The 22,957-nt window shown below is 69.4% G+C and carries 25 protein-coding genes, 2 pseudogenes and 1 riboswitch; of the genes and pseudogenes, 15 read left to right on the forward strand and 12 right to left on the reverse strand.

The genetic code is table 11. The annotated features are described in order from the left end of the window. Nucleotides 1-85: 85 nt before the first annotated feature. The 6 genes from HEB94_RS28120 to HEB94_RS28145 all read left to right on the forward strand — a co-directional run bounded on the left by HEB94_RS28120 (nucleotide 86) and on the right by HEB94_RS28145 (nucleotide 4,958). On the forward strand, nucleotides 86-640 hold the full coding sequence (locus HEB94_RS28120) for an RNA polymerase sigma factor (protein WP_192752677.1): 555 nt from the start codon (nucleotides 86-88) through the stop codon (nucleotides 638-640). Further along, the gene (locus tag HEB94_RS28125; protein WP_192752678.1) at nucleotides 637-1,374 is read left to right on the forward strand and encodes a hypothetical protein; all 738 of its coding nucleotides are present in this window, start codon (nucleotides 637-639) and stop codon (nucleotides 1,372-1,374) included. Before HEB94_RS28120 ends, HEB94_RS28125 begins: the two co-directional genes overlap by 4 nt. Further along, the gene (locus tag HEB94_RS28130) at nucleotides 1,371-2,117 is read left to right on the forward strand and encodes an ABC transporter ATP-binding protein (protein WP_192752679.1); all 747 of its coding nucleotides are present in this window, start codon (nucleotides 1,371-1,373) and stop codon (nucleotides 2,115-2,117) included. The genes HEB94_RS28125 and HEB94_RS28130 overlap by 4 nt, the downstream gene beginning before the upstream one ends. After that, a complete protein-coding gene (locus tag HEB94_RS28135; protein ID WP_192752680.1) occupies nucleotides 2,114-3,583 on the forward strand; it encodes a hypothetical protein in 1,470 nt (489 codons plus the stop codon). Before HEB94_RS28130 ends, HEB94_RS28135 begins: the two co-directional genes overlap by 4 nt. Next, nucleotides 3,580-4,233, forward strand: a complete 654-nt coding sequence (locus HEB94_RS28140; RefSeq protein WP_192752681.1) for a hypothetical protein — start codon at nucleotides 3,580-3,582, stop codon at nucleotides 4,231-4,233. The genes HEB94_RS28135 and HEB94_RS28140 overlap by 4 nt, the downstream gene beginning before the upstream one ends. Before the next feature lie 230 nt (nucleotides 4,234-4,463). Further along, nucleotides 4,464-4,958, forward strand: a complete 495-nt coding sequence (locus HEB94_RS28145; protein WP_192752682.1) for a hypothetical protein — start codon at nucleotides 4,464-4,466, stop codon at nucleotides 4,956-4,958. A gap of 200 nt (nucleotides 4,959-5,158) precedes the next feature. Here HEB94_RS28145 and HEB94_RS28150 read toward each other — a convergent pair whose 3' ends face one another. Together HEB94_RS28150 and HEB94_RS28155 are read right to left on the reverse strand one after the other, a co-directional pair. Beyond that, nucleotides 5,159-6,781, reverse strand: coding sequence for a multicopper oxidase family protein (locus tag HEB94_RS28150; RefSeq protein WP_192752683.1), 1,623 nt, complete (start codon nucleotides 6,779-6,781; stop codon nucleotides 5,159-5,161). Continuing rightward, nucleotides 6,774-7,154, reverse strand: coding sequence for a hypothetical protein (locus HEB94_RS28155; RefSeq protein WP_192752684.1), 381 nt, complete (start codon nucleotides 7,152-7,154; stop codon nucleotides 6,774-6,776). Before HEB94_RS28155 ends, HEB94_RS28150 begins: the two co-directional genes overlap by 8 nt. Before the next feature lie 101 nt (nucleotides 7,155-7,255). Between HEB94_RS28155 and HEB94_RS28160 the strand changes: the two genes are divergently transcribed. Further along, a complete protein-coding gene (locus HEB94_RS28160) occupies nucleotides 7,256-8,167 on the forward strand; it encodes a LysR family transcriptional regulator (protein WP_192752685.1) in 912 nt (303 codons plus the stop codon). A 15-nt stretch (nucleotides 8,168-8,182) separates the two neighbouring features. Here the strand turns inward: HEB94_RS28160 and HEB94_RS28170 are convergent. The 3 genes and pseudogenes from HEB94_RS28170 to bla form a co-directional block, all read right to left on the reverse strand. After that, nucleotides 8,183-9,166 (reverse strand): annotated as a pseudogene (locus tag HEB94_RS28170) (dipeptidase). A 60-nt stretch (nucleotides 9,167-9,226) separates the two neighbouring features. Continuing rightward, the gene (locus HEB94_RS28175) at nucleotides 9,227-9,670 is read right to left on the reverse strand and encodes a hypothetical protein (protein ID WP_192752688.1); all 444 of its coding nucleotides are present in this window, start codon (nucleotides 9,668-9,670) and stop codon (nucleotides 9,227-9,229) included. Nucleotides 9,671-9,726: 56 nt separating this feature from the next. Then, nucleotides 9,727-10,683: a class A beta-lactamase gene (bla, locus tag HEB94_RS28180; RefSeq protein WP_192752689.1), complete on the reverse strand. Its 957-nt coding sequence runs from the start codon at nucleotides 10,681-10,683 to the stop codon at nucleotides 9,727-9,729. Nucleotides 10,684-10,798: 115 nt separating this feature from the next. On the opposite strand from bla, the gene HEB94_RS28185 reads away from it, so the two are divergent. Together HEB94_RS28185 and HEB94_RS28190 are read left to right on the forward strand one after the other, a co-directional pair. After that, nucleotides 10,799-11,707, forward strand: coding sequence for a LysR family transcriptional regulator (locus tag HEB94_RS28185; RefSeq protein ID WP_192752690.1), 909 nt, complete (start codon nucleotides 10,799-10,801; stop codon nucleotides 11,705-11,707). Beyond that, complete coding sequence (locus HEB94_RS28190) at nucleotides 11,704-12,630, forward strand: serine hydrolase (RefSeq protein ID WP_192752691.1); 927 nt, start codon at nucleotides 11,704-11,706, stop codon at nucleotides 12,628-12,630. Before HEB94_RS28185 ends, HEB94_RS28190 begins: the two co-directional genes overlap by 4 nt. A 106-nt stretch (nucleotides 12,631-12,736) precedes the next feature. Here the strand turns inward: HEB94_RS28190 and HEB94_RS28195 are convergent, their stop codons facing one another. Continuing rightward, a complete protein-coding gene (locus HEB94_RS28195; RefSeq protein WP_192752692.1) occupies nucleotides 12,737-12,889 on the reverse strand; it encodes a hypothetical protein in 153 nt (50 codons plus the stop codon). A gap of 283 nt (nucleotides 12,890-13,172) precedes the next feature. Here HEB94_RS28195 and HEB94_RS28200 point away from each other — a divergent pair, with 283 nt between their 5' ends. After that, on the forward strand, nucleotides 13,173-13,934 hold the full coding sequence (locus HEB94_RS28200; RefSeq protein ID WP_238361650.1) for a VOC family protein: 762 nt from the start codon (nucleotides 13,173-13,175) through the stop codon (nucleotides 13,932-13,934). A gap of 46 nt (nucleotides 13,935-13,980) precedes the next feature. Further along, nucleotides 13,981-14,697 carry an HAD family hydrolase gene (locus tag HEB94_RS28205; protein WP_192752694.1) on the forward strand — a complete coding sequence of 239 codons (717 nt, stop codon included), beginning with the start codon at nucleotides 13,981-13,983 and terminating at the stop codon, nucleotides 14,695-14,697. 38 nt (nucleotides 14,698-14,735) lie between these two features. Here HEB94_RS28205 and HEB94_RS28210 read toward each other — a convergent pair whose 3' ends face one another. The 6 genes and pseudogenes from HEB94_RS28210 to HEB94_RS28235 all read right to left on the reverse strand — a co-directional run. Continuing rightward, nucleotides 14,736-15,662 carry a phosphotransferase family protein gene (locus HEB94_RS28210; RefSeq protein ID WP_238362654.1) on the reverse strand — a complete coding sequence of 309 codons (927 nt, stop codon included), beginning with the start codon at nucleotides 15,660-15,662 and terminating at the stop codon, nucleotides 14,736-14,738. Between the two features lie 126 nt (nucleotides 15,663-15,788). After that, nucleotides 15,789-16,883 (reverse strand): ABC transporter substrate-binding protein, encoded by a 1,095-nt coding sequence (locus HEB94_RS28215; protein WP_238361651.1) that lies wholly within the window; start codon nucleotides 16,881-16,883, stop codon nucleotides 15,789-15,791. Continuing rightward, nucleotides 16,880-17,728 (reverse strand): ATP-binding cassette domain-containing protein, encoded by an 849-nt coding sequence (locus tag HEB94_RS28220; RefSeq protein ID WP_192752696.1) that lies wholly within the window; start codon nucleotides 17,726-17,728, stop codon nucleotides 16,880-16,882. Before HEB94_RS28220 ends, HEB94_RS28215 begins: the two co-directional genes overlap by 4 nt. After that, nucleotides 17,725-18,699 carry a FecCD family ABC transporter permease gene (locus HEB94_RS28225; RefSeq protein WP_192756712.1) on the reverse strand — a complete coding sequence of 325 codons (975 nt, stop codon included), beginning with the start codon at nucleotides 18,697-18,699 and terminating at the stop codon, nucleotides 17,725-17,727. Before HEB94_RS28225 ends, HEB94_RS28220 begins: the two co-directional genes overlap by 4 nt. 130 nt (nucleotides 18,700-18,829) lie before the next feature. Next, nucleotides 18,830-19,738, reverse strand: coding sequence for a hypothetical protein (locus tag HEB94_RS28230; RefSeq protein WP_192752697.1), 909 nt, complete (start codon nucleotides 19,736-19,738; stop codon nucleotides 18,830-18,832). 43 nt (nucleotides 19,739-19,781) lie between these two features. Next, nucleotides 19,782-19,963: riboswitch (cobalamin riboswitch) on the reverse strand. Nucleotides 19,964-20,017: 54 nt separating this feature from the next. Further along, nucleotides 20,018-20,311: pseudogene (locus HEB94_RS28235) on the reverse strand (HU family DNA-binding protein); the annotation flags it as partial. Nucleotides 20,312-20,374: 63 nt separating this feature from the next. Here HEB94_RS28235 and HEB94_RS28240 point away from each other — a divergent pair. The 4 genes from HEB94_RS28240 (at nucleotide 20,375) to HEB94_RS28260 (ending at nucleotide 22,931) form a co-directional block, all read left to right on the forward strand. Further along, nucleotides 20,375-20,515 (forward strand): 50S ribosomal protein L31, encoded by a 141-nt coding sequence (locus tag HEB94_RS28240; RefSeq protein ID WP_192752699.1) that lies wholly within the window; start codon nucleotides 20,375-20,377, stop codon nucleotides 20,513-20,515. Next, on the forward strand, nucleotides 20,512-21,588 hold the full coding sequence (locus tag HEB94_RS28245; RefSeq protein ID WP_192752700.1) for a GTP-binding protein: 1,077 nt from the start codon (nucleotides 20,512-20,514) through the stop codon (nucleotides 21,586-21,588). Before HEB94_RS28240 ends, HEB94_RS28245 begins: the two co-directional genes overlap by 4 nt. Before the next feature lie 46 nt (nucleotides 21,589-21,634). Further along, nucleotides 21,635-21,721 (forward strand): large ribosomal subunit protein bL28, encoded by an 87-nt coding sequence (locus HEB94_RS28250; protein WP_192756713.1) that lies wholly within the window; start codon nucleotides 21,635-21,637, stop codon nucleotides 21,719-21,721. 196 nt (nucleotides 21,722-21,917) lie between these two features. Next, the gene (locus HEB94_RS28260; RefSeq protein WP_192752701.1) at nucleotides 21,918-22,931 is read left to right on the forward strand and encodes a CobW family GTP-binding protein; all 1,014 of its coding nucleotides are present in this window, start codon (nucleotides 21,918-21,920) and stop codon (nucleotides 22,929-22,931) included. The last annotated feature ends 26 nt before the right edge of the window (nucleotides 22,932-22,957 follow it).

A 22,957-nucleotide genomic window follows, 5' to 3' on the forward strand; every position in this document is an offset into this window, starting at 1 on the left:
GACTCGCGATACCCCGCATCCACCCGTGCGAAGAAAATCCGCATCGTCGTGAACCGGTAGCCGCCCGAACGCAACAGAGAAGGCGATGGACGACGACGAGCTGGTCCGTGCCGTGGCGGGTGGCGACGACGGGGCGTTGCGGGAGCTGTTCTCCCGGCATGCGCCGTGGTTGGCTGCCCGGCTGCGTACCGTCCTGCCCGCCGGCGATGTGGAGGACGTACTTCAGGAGACCTTCGTGGCGGTGTGGCGGGGTGCCTCGGGTTACCGGTCGGAGGGTGCCGGCGGCTGGTTGTGGGGGATCGCGCGTCGACAGGCGGCGTTGTGGCTGCGGCGGCGAGGCCGACCCGAACGGCTTCTACCCGCCTTGGTGGCGGCCGGTGAAGGGCTGTCGCTGGACCCGACGGAAGCCGCCCTGTCCCGGGTGGAGCTCGCCGACGCGGTCGAGGCGCTGGGACCGGAGGGCAGCCCGCAACGGGAGACCTGGCGGCTGATGTACGTCGAGGACCGGCCGGTGGCTGAGGTGGCCGAGCTGATGGGCGTACCGCAGGGAACGGTGAAGAGCCGCGCCCACAAGGTCCGCCGGCTGATGCGGGCGGCGCTGCGACGCCACGACCCGATGCCTGAGGGAGGTAGGCGATGACCAGCGACGATGCGATGGGGGCCGACCGCGCCGCGGCACAGCGGGGCCCGGCGCCGCCCGACGTCGACCTGGACCGGGTCTGGGTCGCGGTGGCCGGCGAGGTGTGGCGTCGCCGGCCGGGCCCGGTGGAGCGGCTGGCCGGACGGCTGCTCAGTTCGCCGGGCCTGGCTCGGGCGTTGGTGACCACGCCGTCGCTGCTGCTCGCGTGGGTCCTCGCCGCCGGGGTGGTGCTGCTGGCCGGGATGCTGGCCACGCTGGGGACCGGGACGCCGTACGTGGCCCTTCTCGCGCCGGCGGTGGCCGCGGCGGGTATCGCCTACGCGTACGGACCGGGGATCGACCCGGCCTGGGAACTCTCGTCCAGCGCCGCGGTCAGTGATCGGATGGTGCTGCTGGTCCGGGCGCTGGCGGTGTTCGGCCTGAACACGGCGTTCGGGCTGGCCGCCTCGGCCGCGTCCGGTGTCGCCGCCGCGGTCACGCTCGGCTGGCTGCTCCCGATGACCGCGGTGTGCGCGTTGGCGCTGGCCACGGCGACGGTCGCCCGGTCGGCGAACGTCGGTGTGGCGGCCGGTGCGGCCAGCTGGGCGATCACGGTTCTGGCCGGCCAGGCGCTCACCGGGCAGATCAGCGCCGCCGTGACGACCTCGGTTCTGTGGCTTCCCTATCTGGCGTTCGCCGGTTGCTGCGCGGCGATCGTGCTCTACTCGACCCGGATTCCGAGAGGAACCCCATGAACGTCACGACCACTGATCTGACCCGCAGGTTCGGCCGGACGATGGCCGTGGCCGGCGTGACCCTGGACGTCGGCCCCGGCGTGCTCGGGCTGCTCGGCCCGAACGGGGCAGGCAAGACCTCCTTGCTGCGGATGCTGGCGACGGTGATCCCACCGTCCTCGGGCCGGATGGCGTTGCTCGGTCGTGATCCGGGCGTCCACGGGCAGCGCCGGCAGATCCGGCGCCGACTCGGCTACGTGCCACAGAACCTGGGCTTCTACCCGGGGTTCACGGTCGTGGAGTTCGTCGAGTACTTCGCCCTGATGAAGGAGATGCCCGCGCCGGAGGTACACCGCGCGGTCGCGGCCGCGGTCGAACGCGTCGGCCTGGGTGACAAGGCGAAGGCGAAGCTGCGGACCCTCTCCGGAGGGATGCTGCGCCGGGTGGGGATCGCGCAGGCGATCGTGAACGAGCCCGAACTCCTGTTGCTGGACGAGCCGACCGCGGGGCTTGATCCCGCGCAGCGGGTGGCCTTCCGGGCCCTGCTGCGCGAACTCGGTCAGCACGCCACCGTCATCGTCAGCACGCACCTGGTCGAGGACGTCGGCGCCGCCTGCACCCAGGTCGCCCTGATGGACCGGGGAAGGATCGCCTTCCGCGGCACGCCGGAGGAGTTGGCCGCGCGCGGTGTCGGAACCTCGGCGGCGGGAGATGCCCCGCTGGAGCGCGGATACAGCGCGGTACTCGCCGAGGTGGACGCATGACCGCCGCGCCCGTCATGCCGGTTCCCACCCGGCCGGGCCGGACGTCGCACGTGCCGCTGGCGGCGGCCGGTCGACTGCTGCGGTTGGAGCTGCGCCGCAACGTGATGCTGTGGATGCTGCCGATCGTGGTCGCGCTGTTCTGGTTGATCACGTACCGGCCGGCCATGGCGTACCCGCCGATGTGGAACGTCCGCGCGATGACCATGCAGACCACCGCCGTGGCGGTCTTCGTGCCCATCGTGGTCGGTGCCTCCGGCTGGCTGGGCTCGCGCGAAGCCCGCCACGGCATGACCGACCTGCTGTCCGGCGCCTCCCGGCCGCGGTGGGCCCGCCAGCTCGCCACCTGGGCCGCGACCACCTGCTGGGCCCTGGTCGCGTACCTGGGCTGCGTGGCTGTTCTGTACGTCGTCACCGCTCGGCAGGGGGCCTGGGGTGGGCCGCTGTGGTGGCCGGTCGCCGTCGGCGCCGCGAGCCTGCCCGCGTTCTCCGCGCTCGGATTCGCCGCCGGCGCGCTGCGCCCCAGCCGGTTCACCGCGCCGCTGGTCGCCGTCGCCGCGTTCCTCGCGCTCCAACTCGCCGCGCAGCTCATCCAGGGCGACCATTCACCCTGGCAGGTGTCCCCGCTGGTGGCCGGGCCGTGGGAGATCGGTCCCGACCAGGGCGTCGCCACCTTCTACCGGTACCTGCCCGACCTGCCGATCGTCCAGCTGATCCTCCTCGCCGGCCTCACCGCGGCGCTGCTCGGCGTCCTGGGCCTGCCCGCCGGCTCCGGCGGCCGGTGGCTACGCCGCTCCGCAGCCGCCCTCACGGCGGCCGGCGTGCTGGCCGCCACCACCGCGACCGCGCTGGCTGGCACCGGCCGGCTCGACCCCGGCGGCATGATCGCCATCCCGGCCCTGCACAACCCGGCGAACGACCGTCCCGTTCCCTACACACCCACGTGCAGTGACACCCTCATCCCGGTCTGTCTGCACCCCGCCTACAGCGTGTACCTGCCCACGGTGACAGCCGTACTCGAACCGGTACTCGGCGAACTGGCCGGCCTGCCGGGCGCGCCGGTCCGCATCGACCAAAGCCCCGCGCTCTACCGGCAGGGGCCGGGCAACGGTGTCGCCATCAGCAGATCCGGCCCGGCCATGACCGGCACACCGCCGACGCTCCACATCCTGCTCCCCATCACGCTGGCGGGTTCGGTCACCGCGGACGGACTGGCCACCGAGCTGCGAACGAACACCGCGCGCGACGTCCTCAACAACGTCATCGCAGGCGAGCGCCGCGAGACGACCGACGCGCAACAGGCGGTTGCCGAGGCTCTCCTCAGGACCGGCACCCTCACACCCGGTACCCCGACCGCCATCGCGGCGCGACGGTTCGCCGCGCTGCCGCCCGCCACCCGACACGCGTGGCTCACGCGGCACGTGGCCGCGCTGCGGGCCGGCCAGATCACTCTCGCGGAGTTGCCATGACCGCGGCCGCGGCCGGAGAGCCGCCGGCAGAATCCGCACGTGCCGTACTCCGCCTGGTGCGGCTGCACCTGACCAGCCGTCGCGTCCCGGTGGCCCTGGCCGCGATCGTCGCCTGCGCCGTCGCGCTACGGGTCGCGCTGCACTGGCAGTGGAACGCCTACGGTGCCCTCCAACTCCCGCTGATTCTCGAGACCGGGTGCGCCGCCGCCGTCACGGTCACTGCGGCCAGCCCGTTCGGCGAACCGGAACGCGCTACCGGCCGATGGCTGCCACTCCTTCGACTGGGAACCGCTCTGGCGCTGACGGCCGTCGCGGCCGGGGTGTTGGCCGTCGCGGGAATCGGCGCCGACCTCGCCGGCGGCACCCTCGACGTGGTGCGCAACCTCGCCGGGCTCACCGGCATCGGGCTGCTGTGCGCCGCACTCCTCGGCGGTGCGCTCGCCTGGACCGCACCCACCGCCTACCTCATGGTCGCCGTCTACGCCCTGTACACGCAGTGGCACGGACCTGCTCTCACCACGCCCTGGATCTGGCCCGCCCGACCCTCACACGACCTCGGTGCGGCGCTCTGTGCCGGACTGGTGTTCCTCACCGGCATGGCCGCCGTCGCCGTACGTGGGGCCCGCGACGCCACCACCGAACGGCTGTGACGACCTCGCCACTCCCAGGCTGAACCGGCGGCGGGTGGGCGTACCGGGTGGCGCAGGGAAGGCAGGAAGTCCTTCCGAGGAAGGGTCCATCGTGGCGTGGCCACGCCCCTCCGTCGTGCCTACTGTGCGGAAGTTGGGGGACGTGTGTGCGGGGGGACACGCGCTCTCGTTGAGCGCGGGTAGCCGGGTGTCATCGGGAGGTACGCCGACGGACGGGGGGCGAGACCACCATGCCCGGCGACCTGGCCATACTCTCGACAGCCGCCTCCGCCGTTCCACGGTCAGCGTTCCCTCCACTCGCGGCCGGCTTCTTCGGCCTGGGGGTCGGTTGCCTCGTCTACGGCCCGCAGGAGTTGTTCAGATTCCCGCGACGGTCGCCGGAGTCAGACCGCACGATGGGCCTGTGGGACATCTGGGTTCCGGGCTTCCTGCAGACGTTCGCCGGCGTGCTGCTCTTCGTCGGCCTGGACCTTCTCGACGCCTTCGGCCAGTACGCCGAGCGTCCGCTCTACATGGCCGCGCTCGCCTTGGTCGCTTATGGCCTGCACTGGGTGGTGCTCGGCAGGACGCGGTTCCTTGGCGCCGATCCCCAGCCCCACGGGCTGGTGGCGATTCCGTTCGGGGTCCTCTCAGCGGTCGAGCGCGGTGATCTTCGCGGTGGCCGGCGACTGGCCCGTCACCGTCATGTTCGTCGGCCTCACGCTCGTCTGCGTCCACCTTCGTAGCGAGCCTGGATCTGCGCCGTTCGGTCATGTTCACCCGGCTGCTCGGCGCGGTTCGCATCCTGACCGGGATCTGGCTGATGTACCTGACCTGTGCGACTGTGCTCGACCTCGAACTCCGTCCAGGTGTCCCGACGTAGCCGTCCGCGGGGCGCCGACCTGGACGGTCAGCGACGGTCGTCGCCCAGGTCGAAGCGATGCTCCTAGATGATCTCGAGGTTGGCCATCATGCCCATGTCCTCGTGTTCGGCGTTGTGGCAGTGGAAGAGGTAACGGCCGTGGTAGCCGTCGAAACGGGTGATGATCTCAGCGGCTTCGCCCGGCCGTAGGGAGATGGTGTCCTTGAGTCCCGCATCGTGCGGCAGCGGCGCGCGGCCGCTGCGCGAGAGCACCCGGAAGCCGACCAGATGCAGGTGGACGGGATGGTGGACGTCGGCGACCAGCCGCCACACTTCGACATCACCGAGACGTACGGTGACATCGGTGCGGGCGGGATCGAACGGTTGCCCGCCGATCAGCCATCCGTGACCGCCGCGCATCCGCCCGGCGCGGAAGGAGAAATCTCGCACCCGGGCCGCGTCCGACCGGCGCCAGGTCGGCAGATCGTGCGCGAGGACACGTGGGACGCGGCTGTGATCGGCAGCCCTGCGCGCGACCCGGAACGCCATCACGTCGCGGGTGTGCCCGGAGCCCAGCCGGTTGAGGATCCGGACGCTGCTACCGACAGGGACACCCGCGAAGTCGACGATCACGTCGTACCGTTCGGCCGGGGCGATCGGCAGGAACCGGTGGGTGACCGGTGCCGCCAGCAGTCCCTGGTCGGCGCCGACCTGGACGAGATCGAGCCGGCGCCCGTCGTCGGTGACCGCCTCGAGTTCGTAGTGCCGGGCGTTCGACGCGTTCAGGATGCGCAGTCGGTAGCGAGCGGCGTCGACCTCGTGCACGGGCCACGGGGCGCCGTTGACCAGGATCACGTCACCGAGGACTCCGCTGAGATAGGCCTCGCGCACGCCCGGCTGTTCTCGCAGGCTGGGGTCCAGAGCGGGGTAGCAAAGGTTGCCGTCGCGGGTGAACGCACGGTCCGCGATCATGAGCGGAAGCTCGCGCGGCCCGGCGGGAAGGCCGAGCGCGTCCTCGGCGTCGTCGCGCACGATCTGCAGCCCGGCGAGTCCCCGCCAGATCGCTGGCGCGGTGAAGTCCATCCGGTGGTCGTGATACCAGAGCAGCGTCGGTCGCTGGTCCATCGGGAACGAGTAGTCCCGCGTCAGTCTCGTGACCACAGCTCGCGGATCGTGCATCTCGTGCGCGCCGCTCATCCCGTGCATGCCCGTCATCTGCTGCGTGCCGCTCATCCCGTGGGCGGGGTCCTGCCAGCCCTGAGGCAGGACGAGGTCGGTCGGGTACCCGTCGGAGGCCGGCGTGCTCCGCCCGCCGTGCAGATGCACGACCGTCGGCACCGGCAGCTCGTTGCGATGCGTCACGGTGATCGGGCGGCCGCGGCGCGACTCGATCGTCGGCCCCGGGAACGTTCCCTCGTAGGTCCACATCGGCGTCCTGACACCGGGCAGGATCTCCAGCTTCGCCTGGCGCTGTGTCATCTCGTACCGGTCGACGCCACCCGAGGTGCTGACCGGCTTCAGCACGGAGGGAAGCGGCAACGGCGTCCGGAACGCGGGCGGCAGCGGCACGGCGCTGCGCAATTCGGTGCCGGTGACCGACGGTCTGCGGGACAGCGTCGCCGCGGTCGACAAACCGACGGCCGCCATCAGCCCGAGCGCGCCGCCGATACCCAGCACCTGGCGCCTGTTCAGTGTTGGCTCACGCATCCTCTTCCTCCTCGAGCGAGGCCGGTCGGCGCCAAACGGCGATGAACAGCACGACGAGCCCGACGATGGTCAGCACGCCCAGCGGAAGGTGCAACCACAGCGCCCCGTCCATCCCCGCGAGGTACTGCACCGTCTCGGCGACCACCAGGACCAGCGTGGCGAGGAACGGCCACGCCTGACGCGACCGGACCCAGACCACGATCGCCGCGATCACCTGCAGATAGCCGATGGAGGTGACGACGTTCGCGCCGGCCGCATGCCAGCGCAGGCCGTCGAAGTCACCGCTCAGATACACGCCGGCGAACACGGGCTGGCCGAGGATCGCGACCACATGCGCGCTGACGAGGGCCCGCATCACCCACCCGGTGACCATGAGGCGTTCTCCTTACTCTCGATTCGCCTCCAGACGCTATGACCGCTGAGCTATCTTGTCTAAGATCAATATTGTTATGACGTTATGCATGCGGAGGTGTGATGGAACTGAACTCGCTCAGGCAGTTCCTGGTGGTGGCGCGGTTGGAGCACCTCAGCCGGGCTGCCGATGAGCTCCACATCGCCCAGCCGTCACTGAGCCGCACCATCGCGCGGTTGGAGAGCGAACTCGGCACGCCACTGTTCGATCGGAGCGGCCGGCTCCGCCTGAACGACACGGGCAAGCTCTTCCGCGATCACGTCGAACGTTCCCTCGGCGAACTCGAGGCCGGACGACGCGCCGTCGCCGAGGCCACCAGCGTGGGCCTGGGCACCGTGAGACTGGCGTCGGAAACCTTCCTCACTCTCACCGGCCCGCTGGCGGCCTACAAGCGAGCCCATCCCTCCATCGAGATCGAACTCCACTGGTCCCTGGCCGAGGACATGGCCCGTCGGCTGCGGGCCCAGGACGTCGACCTGTGTGTCGCCTCGCAGCCGATCCACGCAGAAGGCCTGGAGTCGATGCAGCTGTTCGAGGAGGCCGTGGGGGTCGGCGTGCCACTCGCTCACCCGTTCGCGAGCCGGACGTCGGTGAGCATCGACGAACTCGCCGACCAGCCCTTCATCACGGCCCGCAAGGGACACTGGCTACGCCGGCTGCTCGACCGGCTCTTCGCCGCGAGAGACCTCACACCGAAGATCGTCTGCGAAAGCGACGAGCACAGTGCCATCGCGGACCTGATCAGCGCGGGACTCGGCATCGGTCTCGTCCCCGGCTTCGCCCGCCACAGCGCCACGCGTGCCCCGGTCGCATGGATCGCCGTCGACAGCCCCGACTGCCGTCGCAGGGTCACCCTGCACTGGGGCGCCGACAGTCACCTGTCAACCGCCGCTCGCCTGATGCGCACCACGATCACCGGCTGGGACTGGACCGCCCCCGAGCCCAACGGCAGGGCTGCTGGGCGTTCTCAGTAACGGCGGCAGGTTGGTTCAGCTGCCCCAGATGGCGGCTAGTACGCGCAGGAAGTTCCGGCCAAGGATCCCGTCGATCTCAGCCGGAGTGAACCCGCGGGATGCCAGTGCCGGCGCGATGTTGCGGGCGTGATGCAGCCATTCCAGACCCGCCGGCCACACCCAGGGCGGACGCGGATAGTAGCGCTCGTCGTAGCCGAAGAAGTCGTACTCCTCTTCACTCTCGTCGGCGAAGTCCAGTCCCAGCCCCACATGCTCGGGCCCGACGAGTTCGGCGATGTGGACCGCGTGGTCGACCAACTGCTCCAGGGAGGGTTTCCCGGTGGCGGTGATGAACTACTGGAACGCGCACAACCCGATCACCCCGCCTGTGGCGGCGATCGCGGCGATCAGCTCGTCCGGCAGGTTGCGGGGGCTGTCACACACGGCACGGGCGTTCGCATGTGAGGCGATCACCGGGCGGCTACTTCGCTCAACCGCGTCCAACGCGGTGCGCACGCCGACATGTGCGACGTCCACCGCGACCCGGTGTTCGTTCATCCGGTCCACCAGCATCCCGCCGTAACGACTCAGCCCGGCGTCTCCCGGCTCGCAACAGCCGTCCCCGGCCTGGGTGCGGTAGTTGTAGGTCAGCTGCATCACCCGAACGCCCAACCGTGCGAACACGCCGACCAGTCCGGGATCACCAGCCAACGGCTCGGTCCCCTGGAAGTGCAGCACCACCGCCGTCTGCCCCGCCCCTTTCGCCGCGAGGATCTCAGCGGTGCTCGTCACCACCCGCGCCGGATGCCGCGGGTCATCGTGAACACCCAACCACTGACCGACACGGGTCACCGCCGCCGCGGTGCCCTCCAGGGAGGCGACCGTGGCGAACACCGCGTCCACACCGCCCGCGACCAGTTCCTCGTGCTCGCTACGTAGCGACCAGGGCGTCACCGACGGCGCCGCCGCGACCAGACAGAGCGAATCAGAATGGGCGCGCGAGACAACCGTGTCGACCATCAACGTCCCTTCTCCTACCGATGGGGTTCCTCAAGCGTTCGGCCCATGTGGTCGAGCGGGTCAGTGACGGGTGAGCAGCACCGTCGCGGTGGCCGTCACCAGGATCCCGACACTGACCCCCGCCAGAATGCCGCGTCCGACCGCCTTGGAGCGGTGCTGTCCCGCCTGCTGTCCCAGCAGGGCTGGCACCACGACGCAACCCACCACGGCCACGACGCCGAGCACCGCAAAACCGTAGTGCGGGCCCGAGCAGGAGACGGAATCGGGGGCGCAGGTCCGGAACGGACCGCCGACGCCGGAGGAGTCGTTGCGTGCCAGTGACAGCGGAACGACCAGCAGTTGGATCAGGCTGAGGGGGAGCAGCACCACCGACGCCACCACGGTGGTGAGCAGGCCGCGAACCGGGCGGGCCCAACCGGCTGGACGTCGCTCGCCGCGATCCGGCTCGCCGCGATCCGGCTCGCCGCGATCCGGCTCGGTGGCGGCGCTGGTCGTCGGTCCCATGGTCGCTCCGAGGATCCTCGATGGACAGCTCGTCTGTCGACTCGGTGTGGCGCCCGTCACTCGCCGGGCGCGAGGGTGTGGGCGAGCAGCCGGGCGGTGTCCGCGATCAGGCCGTTGTCGGCCGGGACGCCCTCGACCTCGCTGGTGGACATGACGGACAGGACGAGCGTCGTACCCTTCGGCGTCCACACGATGCCGATGTCGTTCACGGTGCCGTAGCCGCCGTTGCCGGTCTTGTCGCCGAGTACCCAGTCGTCCGGCAGGCCCGCCCGGAAGCGCGGGCCGCTCGTGGTGTTCACCTTCAGCCAGGACACCAGCTGGTCACGATGGAACGGTTTCAACGCGTCCCCCAGGACGAGGCGTGCGTAGTCGCGGCCGATCGCCTCCGGCGTGGTGGTGTCCCGCACGTCACCGGGGACCCCCTCGCTCATGTCCGGCTCGTAGCGGTCCAACCGGGTGTACGCGTCGCCGAGGGAACGACAGAACCTCGTGAACCCGCGGGGGCCATCGGTGGCGCGCAGCAGCACGTTGGTCGCCGCATTGTCGCTGTGGGACGTCGCCGCCATGCAGAGGTCTCGGACGGCCATTCCGATGCCGACGTAGTGCTCGGTCACCACGGACCAGTCGACCAGGTCGTCCTCGGTGTAGTGGAGGACGCGCTCGAGGTATTCGCCGTTGTGGTCGTAGTCGCGCATCACGTGGGCCGCGAGCAGTCCCTTGAACGTCGAGCACATCGCGAACCGCTCGCCGCTGCGGTACCTGACGGTCTCGCCGGTCCGTACGTTGCGCGCGTAGACGCCGACCCGTGCCGCGTACCGCTGCTCGAGCTCCCGGAGCCCTCTGGCGACGTCGGGGTCCGGCGTCACCGAACGCCTGAGGTCGGGGTCCGGCGTCGCGGTGGCCACCGGAGGGTCCGTGACGGCGGCGGCACCCGGGACGAGCACGCTGACGCCCGTGACGGCCAGGCCCGTCTTGAGCAGCGAGCGTCGGGACACAGGTGAGGTCGAAGGCATTTGGTGCTCCAGTCATCGCGGGGAGTGACGGCTGTACGCGAGCCAACCAGCTCACCAGCACTCATGTCCAAGAGCTACCGGTGAACCATCTATGCGTATCTGATATGAGTCAGGTGTGGATCTGCTCGCGCACCTCGAGACATTCGTCGCCGTCGCCCAGGAGCGGAGCTTCTCCCGTGCCGCGGAGCTTCTCGGCATCGCACAGCCGCTGCTCAGTCGGCGTATCAAGACCCTCGAGCAGGAGCTCGGCAGCGAACTCTTCGACCGGTCCAGGCGACAGATCGAGATCACCAGGTTCGGCAGTCTCCTGCTCCCGCACGCGCAGGACGTACTGCGTAGGGCGGAGCAGCTGCGGAGCGTGGCCAGGTCCGCCCAGACGTCCGCCGTCCAGGTGCTCGGCGTACCACCGGACTGCGACGCGCCGGCCCTGGCCAGGGTCATCCGCACCGCTGCCGAGCGCGGGGTCGTCGTGAGCGTGCAGGACCTGCCGGCGCAGGCTCGTGCCGACGCGCTGGCCGATGGAACGCTGACGCTCGCACTGGTCCGCGTCCCCGCGGGCGCCGCGCCGCTCGCCGTACCACTCGGCCTGGCCGCGGCGACGCCGTTCGGCAGGCGCACCGTCCACCTGGAGAGCCTCCGACCCCGACGGGGCACGGCGTCCGGTGCCGAGCCGGCACTGCTCGTCACCCCGGAGGACGACCTGCCACAGTTCGTCGAGCACCTGCGCAGGGCGGTCGCGCGGGCCGGCCTGCCGGAGGGACGGGTCAGGGTCGCGTCGTCGACGGCGGCGGCACTCGCCGAGACGCTCGCCGGGACCGGGCTGCTGCTCTGCACCGAGGAGTTCGCGAGACGAAACCAGGTTCCCTGGGCGCTCCTGTCCGGCGTTCCGCTGCGCAGGGGCTACCAGTTGGCTCCCGAAGCGCCCGACTGGCTGCTCCCGTTGCTCGGCGCCGCGGTCGGGAGCGTGCCCGACCGCCGCCAGGACGCCGACGACGCCCGCGTTCGACTGGCCGTGCACGCATGAGCGAACGCCAGCCCGCCTACGTCGCCAGCTCGCCGGAACTGCTCCCGCTCGCCGAGTCCGTCGCGACCGGCTGGCGACGGCTGGGCGTCCGGGGGCACCTGCTCGCGAGGAACGTCGACACCGGGGAGCAGCTCGGGTTCGACGTCGCCACACCGGTGCCGATGGCGTCCGTCGCGAAGGTGCCGCTCGGGCTCGCCGTGCTCGAACGCACCGCGACCGGTGGGCTCGACGCTGCCCGGCAGATCACCATCGACCCGGTGGACGGCAGCTTCGGGTCGACCGGGATCGCGGCCTACCGTCATCCCGCGACCGTCGCCGTCGGCGACCTCGTCTACCAGATGCTCTCGGTGAGCGACAACGCCGCCGCGGACACGCTCCTCGACCTGGTGGGCGTCGACGGTATGCAGCAGAGTCTGCGTGAGTGGGGTTGCACGGGCATCCAGTTCAGGCACCGGATGCAACGGATGTACGACTGCGCCGCCGGAGTCGCGGGCGACGACTTCGGCCTGGCCATGGAGCTCGCCATCACCTCCGAGAGCACCGGCCACCACGTGATCGAGACCCTCGACCCCGCACAGGGCAACGTCGCCAGCGCGGCAGCGCTCGTCGACCTGCTCCAGTGGGTGTGGCTCGACCAGATCGCCGTCCCGGCGGCGACGGCCGAACTGCGCCGGCTGATGTCGCTGCAGGTGTTCACCTTCCGGTTGTCGGCCGACCTGCGGTCGGACACGGTGCGGGTGAGCGGCAAGACCGGGTCGTTCCTCCACCTGCGGCACGAGATCGGCATGGTCGAGGCGGAGTCCGGCGACCGAGTGGCGATCGCCGCCCTTACCCGGTCGACCCGCCGGGCGAAGGTCGCGCACGATGTCGACCTGGCCATCGGTGCCGCGGCCCGTTCGGCGTTCGAGGCCTTACGCCGCTGAGCTCTGCCGACCGAGTCGACCTCCGCAGAGGGCTCGCTAGCCTCTGAGCATGGTCGAGATCTCGATGTCCGCCCCTCGCATGGACCCTTCGTTGACGACCGAGCGGCTACGGCTGCACACCTTCGGACTCGACGATGCCGCAGACCTGCATGAGATCTTCGGTGATGCGGCGACCTTCACGATTGGTAGCGGCCCTTTCGGGCATGTCGATCAGACGCGAGCGTGGATCGAGCGTCGGATGGAGACGTGCCGCGAGCATGGCCTGTGTTGGTACGGACTGCGACAGAACTCGACGGGCCGCCTCTGTGCGGCCGGCCAATCTGGGCTCCCGGCGTATCCTGGAGAAGATCGGAATGACCCTCGACCACTGCGAGGAGGACCACAAGGGAACCCTGCTCTTCCTGTCTCGTACGTTCAGCACCGTCAGTGCTTAGCCACGCCCTGGACGCCGGTGCGGTGTGAGGTGCACGATGTGCCCGCGGTGGTCGACAGGACCTGGTCTGGAGGCGGCGGTGGCGCACCTTCTTCGTGACAGCGATGCGATGACGATCACGATCGGTTGTCCCGAGTTGCTCAATGGCAGGGAGGGGCGCCGCGTGCTCGCCGCGTTCTATGGCGAGTTGCTCGGCTTGCGGGCCTTCGAACCGTACGGCTGGCTGAAGCTTGCCAGGAGACCTCCCGACAGCGACTACGTCGCCGGACGTACGACCGACGGCGGCAGCAAGCTGCAGTTGGCGCTCGACGGTGACGGCTGGTCGGACCAATGTCCGCCCCGCTGGCCTGATCCGGAGTATCCGCAGCAGATGCACCTCGACATCTTCGTGCCGGACGCTCAGGCTGCCGACAAGCTCGTGACAGGCATGGGCGCAGCACTCCTGGCAGACCAGGGAGACTTCCGGACCTACGCCGATCCCGCCGGGCACCCGTTCTGTCTCTATCCACACCCGGTCGCCGCCTCCGAAGGGCCGGTGGTGGGCCGCCTGGTGTTCGACTGCTTCAGCCCACGCGCGTTGGCGAGTTTCTACGAGGGCTTCCTCGGCGTGCAGAAGCGGCTCGAGGACTCTCCGGGATGGGTCGTCATCGACCTGGACGACGATGATCTGCCGAATCTGGCGTTCCAGCACGCACAGTTCCGCGCTGCCCGGTGGCCCGACCCCGCGTATCCGGCACAACTGCATGTCGACTATCGGTTCCCCGACGGACACCGGGCCGCGATGGCACGTGCCGAACGACTCGGTGCGATCCACGTGCCAGTGCGCGAGGTGACCTACGCCGACCCTGCCGGCCATCCCTTCTGTCTCTGAACCCACTCGTTGGTCACCGCTACGCCGAGAGCCCGGGAGGCCGCACATGGCGCACGCGCGATTGCAGGCGGCCTTCTTCGACCTGTACGAGACTCTGATCACCGAGTTCGATCCGGACTGGCGTCCCGAGCAGACGCCTGCGGAGCGCCTCGGTGTTCAGGGCGAGGTCTTCGACAGAGTGTGGCGGTCTCGCAAAGCCGCGCGGATGACGCAGGCAGTGGACTACAGGGATGTGGTGCGCGAGGTCTGTCAGGCCGCTGGCATCGTGATCGACGCGAGGATCGAGGCTGTCATCGAGGACCTGTACTCGGAGCGACTCGCGGCGAAGGCCAAGCCACTGTTGGTAGTGGAGCGACCGGTGCTCGACTCGCTGCGCGAGCTTGGAGTGATGGGTCTGAGACTTGGCCTGATCAGGAATTGCTCTGTCGAGGAAGTCGCAGCCTGGGATCAGAGCCCGTTGGCGTCACTCTTCGATGATGTCGTCTTCTCCTACAGAGTGGGGTATGCCAAGCCTGACCGCGCCATCTATCTGATGGCCTGCCACAAGCTGCAGGTCCTGCCGAAGCGGAGTGCTTTCGTTGGGGATGGCGGAAGCGATGAGCTGTCGGGCGCCGCTCGAGTGGGAATGAGGCCCTACTGCGCGCGATGGTTCGTGGACAGGTGGCCCACCTGGCGGAGACGCCGAAGTGACGAGACGAACCCGGGGGTCCGGAATCTGTCCAGTCTCAGCGAGCTTACGACCCTCCAGCCACGGATGACGTGACCGTCCGGTCGGACGTCGGTGCGCTGCTCGGGGTGGGGTTAGCGACGTAGTTCCTCGATCAGTTGTTCCGCCCACGTGACGTGGCCGCGCGTCCAGCCGAGGTCTTCGCCCCAGGCTGCCTCGACGACGCAGATGTGGAAGCGATAGAACTTCAACATCCGCTGGGCATGATCAGTTTCGTACGGGCTTCGCTCGAAGTAGCGGGCGTGCAGCGTCGGCTGTAGTTGACCGGGTCGCGGGTCGTCGGCGGGGCCGCCGCCCACGAAGCGTACGAGGTCATACAACGGGTCGCCGACGAGAGCTGCGCCCCAGTCGACGATCGCTGTGACCGCGCCGGTCTCGGGATCGACGAAGGTCTCCCCGTCGCCGAGGTCGGCGTGCAGCAGGACTGCGGGCGCACGATCAAGATCGGTGGCGAACTCGTCGCAGAGCTGCCGTACGCGCGACACGAAAGCCGCCGACACCAAGCTGTGTTGCCCCAATGCCTCGATGGCGTCCTCTACGGTTTGCCGCTGCCACTGGGACCACGAGTCGAAGGTGCCGCGTTGCCCATCGGCGGTAAGGGGACCAAAGCCTGGTAGATCGACCTTGTGGAGCCGTGCGTAGCACTCGGCAAGGTCGTCCAGGGTCCTCCCGATGGTAGGCGCCGTACGGCCGACGTCCTGCAGTGGTTGCCCGGACGCGGCTCGCGTCATCATCCAGCGACCGCCGGGCAGTTGCTCATCGGCCCCACAGGCCAGCACCTCGACCGTGGGTATCCCGGCGGCGCGCACGTGCTCCATCACGGTGGCTTCGGCGTGCACGTTCTGATTGGCACCCGCTTTGATGAACACGGTCAGGTCGTCATCGATGGTTGCCTCGACGACGACGGTTGGCCCCCAGGTCCACGGCGCTTGCGTGAAGACGGGCTTGGCGCCTAATACGTCCGCAATCAGCGCAGCGGCACGATGATGAGCCGGCGACATCTCCACGTGATCACATTAGGACGGGCGTCAACTCGTTTCGCCGGGTGGGAGAGATCCCCTGCCCGCGAACCTCCTTGCCGACGTGGCCGGGCCGCCGCCGGGTCGCCAGCTTCGAGTGGTGCGCTGTCAGGGGCGCAGATCCAGGTGGGGTTCGATGTCGCTGTGGGGGACCAGGTCCCAGTCCTCGAGCGAGGCACGCAACTGCTCGGCCGCGTCGATGTTGAGGGGTCCGCTGGTCCACGCGGCGTATGGGAGATTGAGGAAACGGCCCTGCCTGACTGCTTCGAGGTCACGCGTGGCGGGGTTCGACCTCAGAACCTTGACCTTCTGGTCGAAGGTCTGCCCCGGGTAGTCGACAAAGGCGATCGCGTCCGGCCGGGCACGCGCCACCCGCTCCCAGGAGACCGTTGTCCAGGTGTTCTTGACGTCCCCGACCGCGTTGCGGGCTCCGGCCGCCTCGATGATTCCTTGCGGTCCGCCGAACGCTCCGCTGGAGAAGGGTTGGGTGGTCCCACTGTCGAAGAGGAACACCGTGGGAGGCTTGTTGGCCTTGGGCGCCTGTTCGAGCGCGGCAAGGCGCTCGTCGAGATCCCTGATCTTCTCGGTCGCCTCCGTGTCGTGGCCGGTGATCTTGCCGAGGTTACCCAGATCGGTACGCAGTGCTTCCCACGGTGGAAGGGTTCCACGGGAGTCGCCGTCTGCCTGACGGCAGGACTCGGTGAGCACGTAGGCGGCGATTCCCTGATCCGCGAGACTGTCGGGAGTGAGGTTGTCCTCCTCCTTGTAGCCGTAGTTCCAGCCCGCGACCACGACATCGGGCCGGGTCGCGATGATGTTCTCCCGGGTGGGGTAGGTGTCCGTGGCGACGTGGAGCGAGTCGACCGTCTGTTTGCCATAGGCCGTACCGAGGGCCCTCTTGTCGTCGCCGAGGCTGCTGATCCCGGCCACGTTCTTCGCGGCACCGATGGCCAGCACCATCGAGATCATGTTGCCGTCGTTGACGTAGAGCCGCTTCGCGGGAGTGGGGAAGCTGACCTTCTTGCCGCAGTTGGTCACCGTGACGGAGGTGTCACCTCCCTCTGGCTGGTCGGCGGCCGGGGTGGCCGAGCCGGTCGCGCCGCAAGAGGCGAGGGCGAACATGGAGGCGAGGGCGACGACGACGCGACGAGGTGTCGCGTGGCGCCGGCGACCAGGACGTGCGTCGCGGAGCGCGAAGGTCATCTGTGGTCCTCTCGTGCTTGGTGGGTACGTGGTTCTGGTGCCTTGCCTGAAACGGAGGCGGCCGTCAAGGCGGGCATGCCTGGTCCGAGGACGAGATGCTCACGACCGGTCGCCGGGTCGGCCAGCCTGGTGGCGTCGATCTCGAAGACGCGCGTGACGACGTCTGGTTCGAGCGCCTGTCGTGGCGGCCCCAGGACGTGGAGGGTGCCCTTGTGCAGGACCGCGACCTCGTCGAAGTGGGCGGCTGCCATCGAGAGGTCGTGCATGGCCGCCAGCACGGTTCGTCCGGTCGCGCGAAGTGTCTGGAGCAGCTGCACCTGGTGGCGGACGTCGAGATGGTTGGTGGGTTCGTCGAGTACGAGGAGGTCGCACTCCTGAGCCAGACCGCGTGCGAGCAGGACCCGGCGTCGTTCTCCACCGGAGAGTTGGTCGCATGGGCGGTCGAGCACGTGGACGAGACCGACGGCATCCAGTGCTCGTACGACGGTGTCGCGTTCCGTCACAGTGTCGCGCAGGGCCCACGGCGGACGGTACGGAACACGGCCCAACGCCACCATCTCGCCCACCAGCAGTTCGCCGGGTGGCTGCTCCTCCTGCGGGACGTAGGCCACTCTGCGCGCTCGCTCCCTCGTGCGCAGAGCATGGAGGTCCTGTCCGTGTACGAACACGCGGCCCGCCGCCGGGGCCTGGAGTCCGACGAGGGTGCGCAGCAGAGTGGACTTTCCTGAGCCGTTGACACCGACGAGTGCCATCATCTGGCCCTGGGCCAGGTCGAGGTCCACGTCGCTCAGGAGGATGCGTCCCGCGATGGCGCAGCTCAGGCCTTCGGTTCGCAGGTGGCTCACACGTCCCTCCCGAACCGGTACTGGTGACGCCCCAGTAGGACCAGGAAGACCGGCGCACCCACCAGGCCGGTGACGACACTGAGTGGCACCTCCTGCGGCGCGACCAGGGAGCGGGCGGCGATGTCGACCCAGACCAGGAACAACGCGCCCCCCAACGCGCCGACCGGGAGGAGTACGCGGTGGCGCGGCCCGACGAGCAACCGTGCGAGGTGGGGTACGACGAGTCCGACGAACCCGATTCCGCCCGAGACCGCGACCAGCACTCCGACCAGCACCGAGGTCAGAACGAAGAGCCCGATCCTCAGGCCACGGATCGGAATGCCCAACGCCGCGGCGATGTCGGAGCCGGTCGCGAGGGCATCGAGCCAGCTGTGGAGTCCGAGGAGCAGGACGGAGGCGGTGAGGACCACGACCAGTGGAGGCACCAACTGGGGCCAGACCGAGCCGGAAAGGGAGCCGAGCAACCAGAACAGGACCGACTGGGTGGCCCGGGGTTCGTCGCCGACGAAGACCAGGAAGCTCGAGACCGACGAGAACGCCGACGACATCACGACGCCCGTCAGGACCAGTCGTAGCGGTGTGAGGCCTCCCTGGGCCATCGAGATGCCAAAGACCAGGAGCACGGCCACCAGCGCGCCGACGAGCGCACCGGTCGAAAGTGCCCACACTCCAAGCCCGGACAGGGCGCCGAGCAGGATGACGAGCGTCGCTCCGACGCCCGCTCCGGACGACACACCGAGCAGGTACGGATCAGCGAGGGGGTTGCGGACGAGTGTCTGCATGGCAGTGCCGGCCAGGGCGAGTCCTGCGCCGACGAGGGCGGCCATCAGCACGCGGGGTGCGCGAAGGTCCCAGACGATCGTGTCGTACACGGGATCCGGGCCCGGCCTTCCCGACAGGCGGGCCTGCAGGACCTCCACGACGCCACGGAGCGTCAGATGTTCGGACCCGAACGCCAACGAGATCACCATCGAGACGACGACCAACACCGCCAGGGTCGCCGCCAGCGGCAGAAAGGGGATCCGTCGGGCGACACCCCGACGAGGTCCGGCCCCGGACACGGCCTCAGGTGTGGCCCTGCCCTCGTCGACCAGGTGACGCTCAACCACGGCCCACCACCACGCGCAGATCCGACGCCTGGTCGCGGGACGCGGCCGCCGCGACCAGCCGAGGCCAACGTTCCTCACGCGGGATGTCCGGGCAGGAGGAGCACGCAGCGTGGCCCGTGCCCAGGCGGATCAGGCAACACGTGCGACGCTCGTGGACAAGGGCGGATGTCTGGGGGAGTCCGATCTCGGTGAACGTGACCGTACGGTCGGGATCTGGCCAGGCCCCCGCGCGCAGGAAGCGTTCGGCGACGTCACGAACCCGAACCCGATCCTCCGGGACCGCGCGACGGTGCAGGGACGCGAACGCTCCCGCACGGGATGCCGCCACACACCCATAGGCCAGTCGCGCGGTGATTCGGGTGGCAGACCTGGCGGCCTCCACGATGGGGCCGAAGTGCCCTGTCAACAGCGCGTTGGCGGACCCCTCGACGTCCATCGGCTCTCCGGGTGCGGTCGAGGTCCACACCTCGACCGGGGCCAGCAGGCCGACATCGAGGGTGTGGCCGTTCTCGTCGAGGCGCATCCACCAGCGCTCGTGGGCCAGCGGGGGCAGGTGGCCGGTCTGGACCCATGCGCCGAGCACCGCCAGCACCAGCCGTCCGGCGTAGTGCTGGCCGAGCACCGCCAGCACCAGCCGTCCGGCGTAGTGCTGGAGTCCGCAGGCACCGCCCACCGGCAGGTGCGGTGTTTCGAGGCCCGCGCTGTAGGCCGCGGCCAGCCGCTCCCAGAAGGGCGCCTCGGTCAGCCGTGGCACCGGCCACCATCCGGCCAGAACGCCGGACTCGTCGTCGGACACTTCGCGGGGTGGGGGCTCGTGCAGCAGGCGCAGCGGCGCGCTGGTAGGGGGAGACTGCAACCGGGCGAGGGCGGCACGCACTCGCTCCGGGACATGCTCATCCACGAAATCTCTTCTCACTCAGGGGCTCAATCGCGAAGCCCCGAACGGCCATACCAGGGAGTCAGCCGGTCTTCGGACTCGGGTTCGTCCTGACGGGACGCCTTCCCAGGCCGGGCCGGCCCAGTGGCGTTGTGTCCCGTCAGTCACCCTCACCGCTGCGCGACAGTTCCGGACTCTCACCGGATTCCCGCACACCCGTGGGTGCTCGCTGACTCGGGCGACAACTTAGCACGAGGCACCGGGCAGCCCGCCGGATCGACGCAACGACACGTTGCGTCCGGATCAGTGATCCATGACCGCTTGCTTGAACGCCGTGGCCGGCTTGAATGCCGGGACGTCGCTCGCGGCGATCTGGAGAGCCTCTCCCGTCTGGGGGTTGTGGCCCGAGCGCGCTGCGCGGTGCCGAGCCTCGAAGGTGCCGAAGCCGGGCAGGCTGACCTTCTCGCGTTTCGCGACGGCGCTGATGACGGCGTCCAGCGCGGCGCCGACGGCGGCGTCGGCCTGAGCAGGGGTGAGCTCGGCTTCGCGGGCGACGGTGTCGGCGAGGTCCTTGCGGTTCATGTCCTTCTCCTTGGTTGCTGTCGGGACTCCACTCTGCCATACTGAAAACGATTCCCATTACCGATTGGAGCGTTTGGTGTGAAACACGGCATCCACCCTCAGCACGCCGAGGTCGCGTTCCGTGATCGGGCGACCGGTCGCGTGTTCGTCACTTGGTCGTCGCTGGTCGGCGACGCCCTCGACCCCATGGAGGTCGGGGGCTACGGGAGGAGGGCATGAGGACCCCACTCGTCGTCGTGACCGGAGTGGACCCATCCGCGGTCGACAACGCGATGTTGGGCCTGTCGTGGGACCTTCCCCGCGCGGTCGCGGTTCGCCACCTCGTCGACCCTGGCTCGCAGGTGCTCACCCGGATCGTGAGCCACGCCGGCGGCGTCCTGGAGCGCGAAGAGGTTCCGCTGGAGCATGCGTGCGTGACCTGCGCTCTGCGCGAGGACATCGTGCCCACCCTGGAGCGCTTCGGACGGGACAGCCGCTGGAGCAGCATCGTGGCGGCGCTGCCGACCGCCACCGAGGCGACTCAGCTCGGCCGCATCCTCGCCAGCGACCACCGGCTCGCGCGCCACCTGCGCCTGAGCGGCATCGTCACCACCCTCGCGACGCAGCGCCTGGCCGAGGACCTGCTGGGCGACGACCTGCTGCGCGAGCGTGGTTGGCACACCAATCCCGGCGACGACCGTGGAGTGGGTGAGGTCTCCTGCGCGCAGATCGAGTACGCAGATGTCCTCGTTCTCGCCGACGACCCGGGGACGGAAGCCACGGACCTCATCCGGACGCTCGCACGGCCGGACATCCAGCTGGTCATCGGCTTCGACCAGCTCGACGGCGGCGAGCTCATCGCCCGGCGTCACCAGCACAAGCGCGCCACCGCCTGGTACTCCCCGGAACTCGAGGCCGAGCTATCAGCGCTCGGCAGGAGCCATGCCTGGCGTCTGGACCTGTCCTCACCACGACCGTTCCATCCCGAGCGGCTGCTGGACCAGATCGAGCGCCTCGGCACCGGTCGGCACCGTTCGCGGGGGTGCTTCTGGGTGCCGACCCGTCCCGGCGCGGCGCTGGAGTGGTCCGGCGCTGGCGGCCAGCTCAGCATCGGCAGCTACCGCGGTCGGAGTCGACGTACGCCGCTGACTCGGCTGCTCTTCACCGGCCTCGGCTCGGCACCCGCTGAGCTCCTCACTGCCTTCGAGGACATTCTCCTGACCCCGACCGAGGCGCTTGTGGACCAGCGCAACTGGAACGTCCTGGAAGACGGCCTCGAACCCTGGCTCGGAGACATTCGCGAGGTCGCCTGACGCGGCTTCCGCATGCCGCCGAACTCTGCCACCGAAGGAATCCCCGATGTCACGCATCTGCCAAGTCACCGGCGCCACCCCTGGCTTCGGTCACCACGTCTCGCACTCCCACCGGCGCACCAATCGCCGCTAGCCCAGATCATCGCGCGGGACGGAAAGGTCTGATGGCCAAGAAGTCGAAGATCCTGGCCAACGAGCGTCGCAAGCAGACTGTCGCCCGATACGCCAGCCGGCGAGCCGCCTTGACCTACGGGCCATGGCCCACCGCGGAGAACTTCCCGGGGTCACCACGTCGTCCTGGTGACCAATGACCGACAAGGAGGGCCTCCATGCGACCTCTCGTCCCGGTGGTGGCGCTCACCGGGCATCTCGGGGCGGGCAAGACCACCTTGCTGAACCACCTGCTGCGGCAGCCGGGCGCCCGCATCGGCGTCGTGGTCAACGATTTCGGTGACATCAACGTCGACGCCGCGCTGGTGAGCGGACAGGTGGACGAGCCGGCGTCGATCGCCGGCGGATGCCTGTGCTGCCTGGTCGATGACGATGCGCTCGACCAGGCACTGGAGAAACTGAGCCGACCCAGGCTGGGGCTGGACGTCGTCATCGTCGAGGCGAGCGGGATCGCCGAACCCTTGGCTCTGGCCACCCTGATCCGGTTCAGCGGAGCGGAGTGCACTCGGCCAGCCGGTCTCATCGACGTCATCGATGCGGTCGAGTACTTCCATACCGTCGACACCGGCGAGGTGGTCCCGGCGAGGTTCGCGGCGGCCTCGCTCGTCGTGATCAACAAGTGCGACCGGCTGCCCATCGCCGACCGCGAGACAGCCCTCGCACGTATCGAGCAACGCGTCCGGGAGGTCAATCCGGGCGTCCACATCGTCCGCACGTCGGGTGGCCGGATCGATCCGGGCCTGCTGTTCGACGTCGCATCGACGCTGGACTCTCCCGAGGAACTCCCGTTTCCTGCCGCGCATCGTGAAGAGCACCCACCCGGCGGGCACCAGCACGCGGCGGCAGCGACCATCCAGTCTCCCGGTCCCGTGGACCCCGGACGTCTTGTCGACCTGCTGGAGGACCCGCCGGGGGGTGCCTACCGGATCAAGGGGCGCGTGGCCGTGCGGTCCAGCCGTGGCGTGCGTGGATACGTCGTGAACCTCGTCGGCAGGTCCATCCACATCGTGAGCGCCGCCGTGAGCACCGCCGACAGTGAACTCGTCGCCGTCGGTCTGGACCTCGACGTCGACACTGCACGTCGACGTCTCGAGCACGCGCTGGCGCCCGTGGGCATCGCCCGGGCAGCCGGATACCGGCGGCTCCAGCAGTACCGCAGACTCAGCATGTAGGTCGTCGCCAGGAGTACTCCGCAGCC

The organism is Actinopolymorpha pittospori, from assembly GCF_014873875.1.
Classification (GTDB): domain Bacteria; phylum Actinomycetota; class Actinomycetes; order Propionibacteriales; family Actinopolymorphaceae; genus Actinopolymorpha; species Actinopolymorpha pittospori.

Excerpts from the sequence above, each read along its gene's own strand:
- HEB94_RS28215 (WP_238361651.1), bottom strand. The coding sequence starts at position 16,883 with ATGACCTTCGCGCTCCGCGACGCACGTCCTGGTCGCCGGCGCCACGCG.
- HEB94_RS28205 (WP_192752694.1), top strand. The coding sequence starts at position 13,981 with ATGGCGCACGCGCGATTGCAGGCGGCCTTCTTCGACCTGTACGAGACT.
- HEB94_RS28175 (WP_192752688.1), bottom strand. The coding sequence starts at position 9,670 with ATGGGACCGACGACCAGCGCCGCCACCGAGCCGGATCGCGGCGAGCCG.
- HEB94_RS28145 (WP_192752682.1), top strand. The coding sequence starts at position 4,464 with ATGCCCGGCGACCTGGCCATACTCTCGACAGCCGCCTCCGCCGTTCCA.
- HEB94_RS28130 (WP_192752679.1), top strand. The coding sequence starts at position 1,371 with ATGAACGTCACGACCACTGATCTGACCCGCAGGTTCGGCCGGACGATG.
- HEB94_RS28210 (WP_238362654.1), bottom strand. The coding sequence starts at position 15,662 with ATGTCGCCGGCTCATCATCGTGCCGCTGCGCTGATTGCGGACGTATTA.
- HEB94_RS28190 (WP_192752691.1), top strand. The coding sequence starts at position 11,704 with ATGAGCGAACGCCAGCCCGCCTACGTCGCCAGCTCGCCGGAACTGCTC.
- HEB94_RS28155 (WP_192752684.1), bottom strand. The coding sequence starts at position 7,154 with ATGGTCACCGGGTGGGTGATGCGGGCCCTCGTCAGCGCGCATGTGGTC.
- HEB94_RS28160 (WP_192752685.1), top strand. The coding sequence starts at position 7,256 with ATGGAACTGAACTCGCTCAGGCAGTTCCTGGTGGTGGCGCGGTTGGAG.
- HEB94_RS28225 (WP_192756712.1), bottom strand. The coding sequence starts at position 18,699 with ATGGTGATCTCGTTGGCGTTCGGGTCCGAACATCTGACGCTCCGTGGC.
- HEB94_RS28125 (WP_192752678.1), top strand. The coding sequence starts at position 637 with ATGACCAGCGACGATGCGATGGGGGCCGACCGCGCCGCGGCACAGCGG.
- HEB94_RS28120 (WP_192752677.1), top strand. The coding sequence starts at position 86 with ATGGACGACGACGAGCTGGTCCGTGCCGTGGCGGGTGGCGACGACGGG.
- HEB94_RS28200 (WP_238361650.1), top strand. The coding sequence starts at position 13,173 with ATGACGATCACGATCGGTTGTCCCGAGTTGCTCAATGGCAGGGAGGGG.
- HEB94_RS28195 (WP_192752692.1), bottom strand. The coding sequence starts at position 12,889 with ATGCTCGCGGCACGTCTCCATCCGACGCTCGATCCACGCTCGCGTCTG.
- bla (WP_192752689.1), bottom strand. The coding sequence starts at position 10,683 with ATGCCTTCGACCTCACCTGTGTCCCGACGCTCGCTGCTCAAGACGGGC.
- HEB94_RS28250 (WP_192756713.1), top strand. The coding sequence starts at position 21,635 with ATGTCACGCATCTGCCAAGTCACCGGCGCCACCCCTGGCTTCGGTCAC.
- HEB94_RS28140 (WP_192752681.1), top strand. The coding sequence starts at position 3,580 with ATGACCGCGGCCGCGGCCGGAGAGCCGCCGGCAGAATCCGCACGTGCC.
- HEB94_RS28135 (WP_192752680.1), top strand. The coding sequence starts at position 2,114 with ATGACCGCCGCGCCCGTCATGCCGGTTCCCACCCGGCCGGGCCGGACG.
- HEB94_RS28260 (WP_192752701.1), top strand. The coding sequence starts at position 21,918 with ATGCGACCTCTCGTCCCGGTGGTGGCGCTCACCGGGCATCTCGGGGCG.
- HEB94_RS28150 (WP_192752683.1), bottom strand. The coding sequence starts at position 6,781 with ATGCGTGAGCCAACACTGAACAGGCGCCAGGTGCTGGGTATCGGCGGC.
- HEB94_RS28245 (WP_192752700.1), top strand. The coding sequence starts at position 20,512 with ATGAGGACCCCACTCGTCGTCGTGACCGGAGTGGACCCATCCGCGGTC.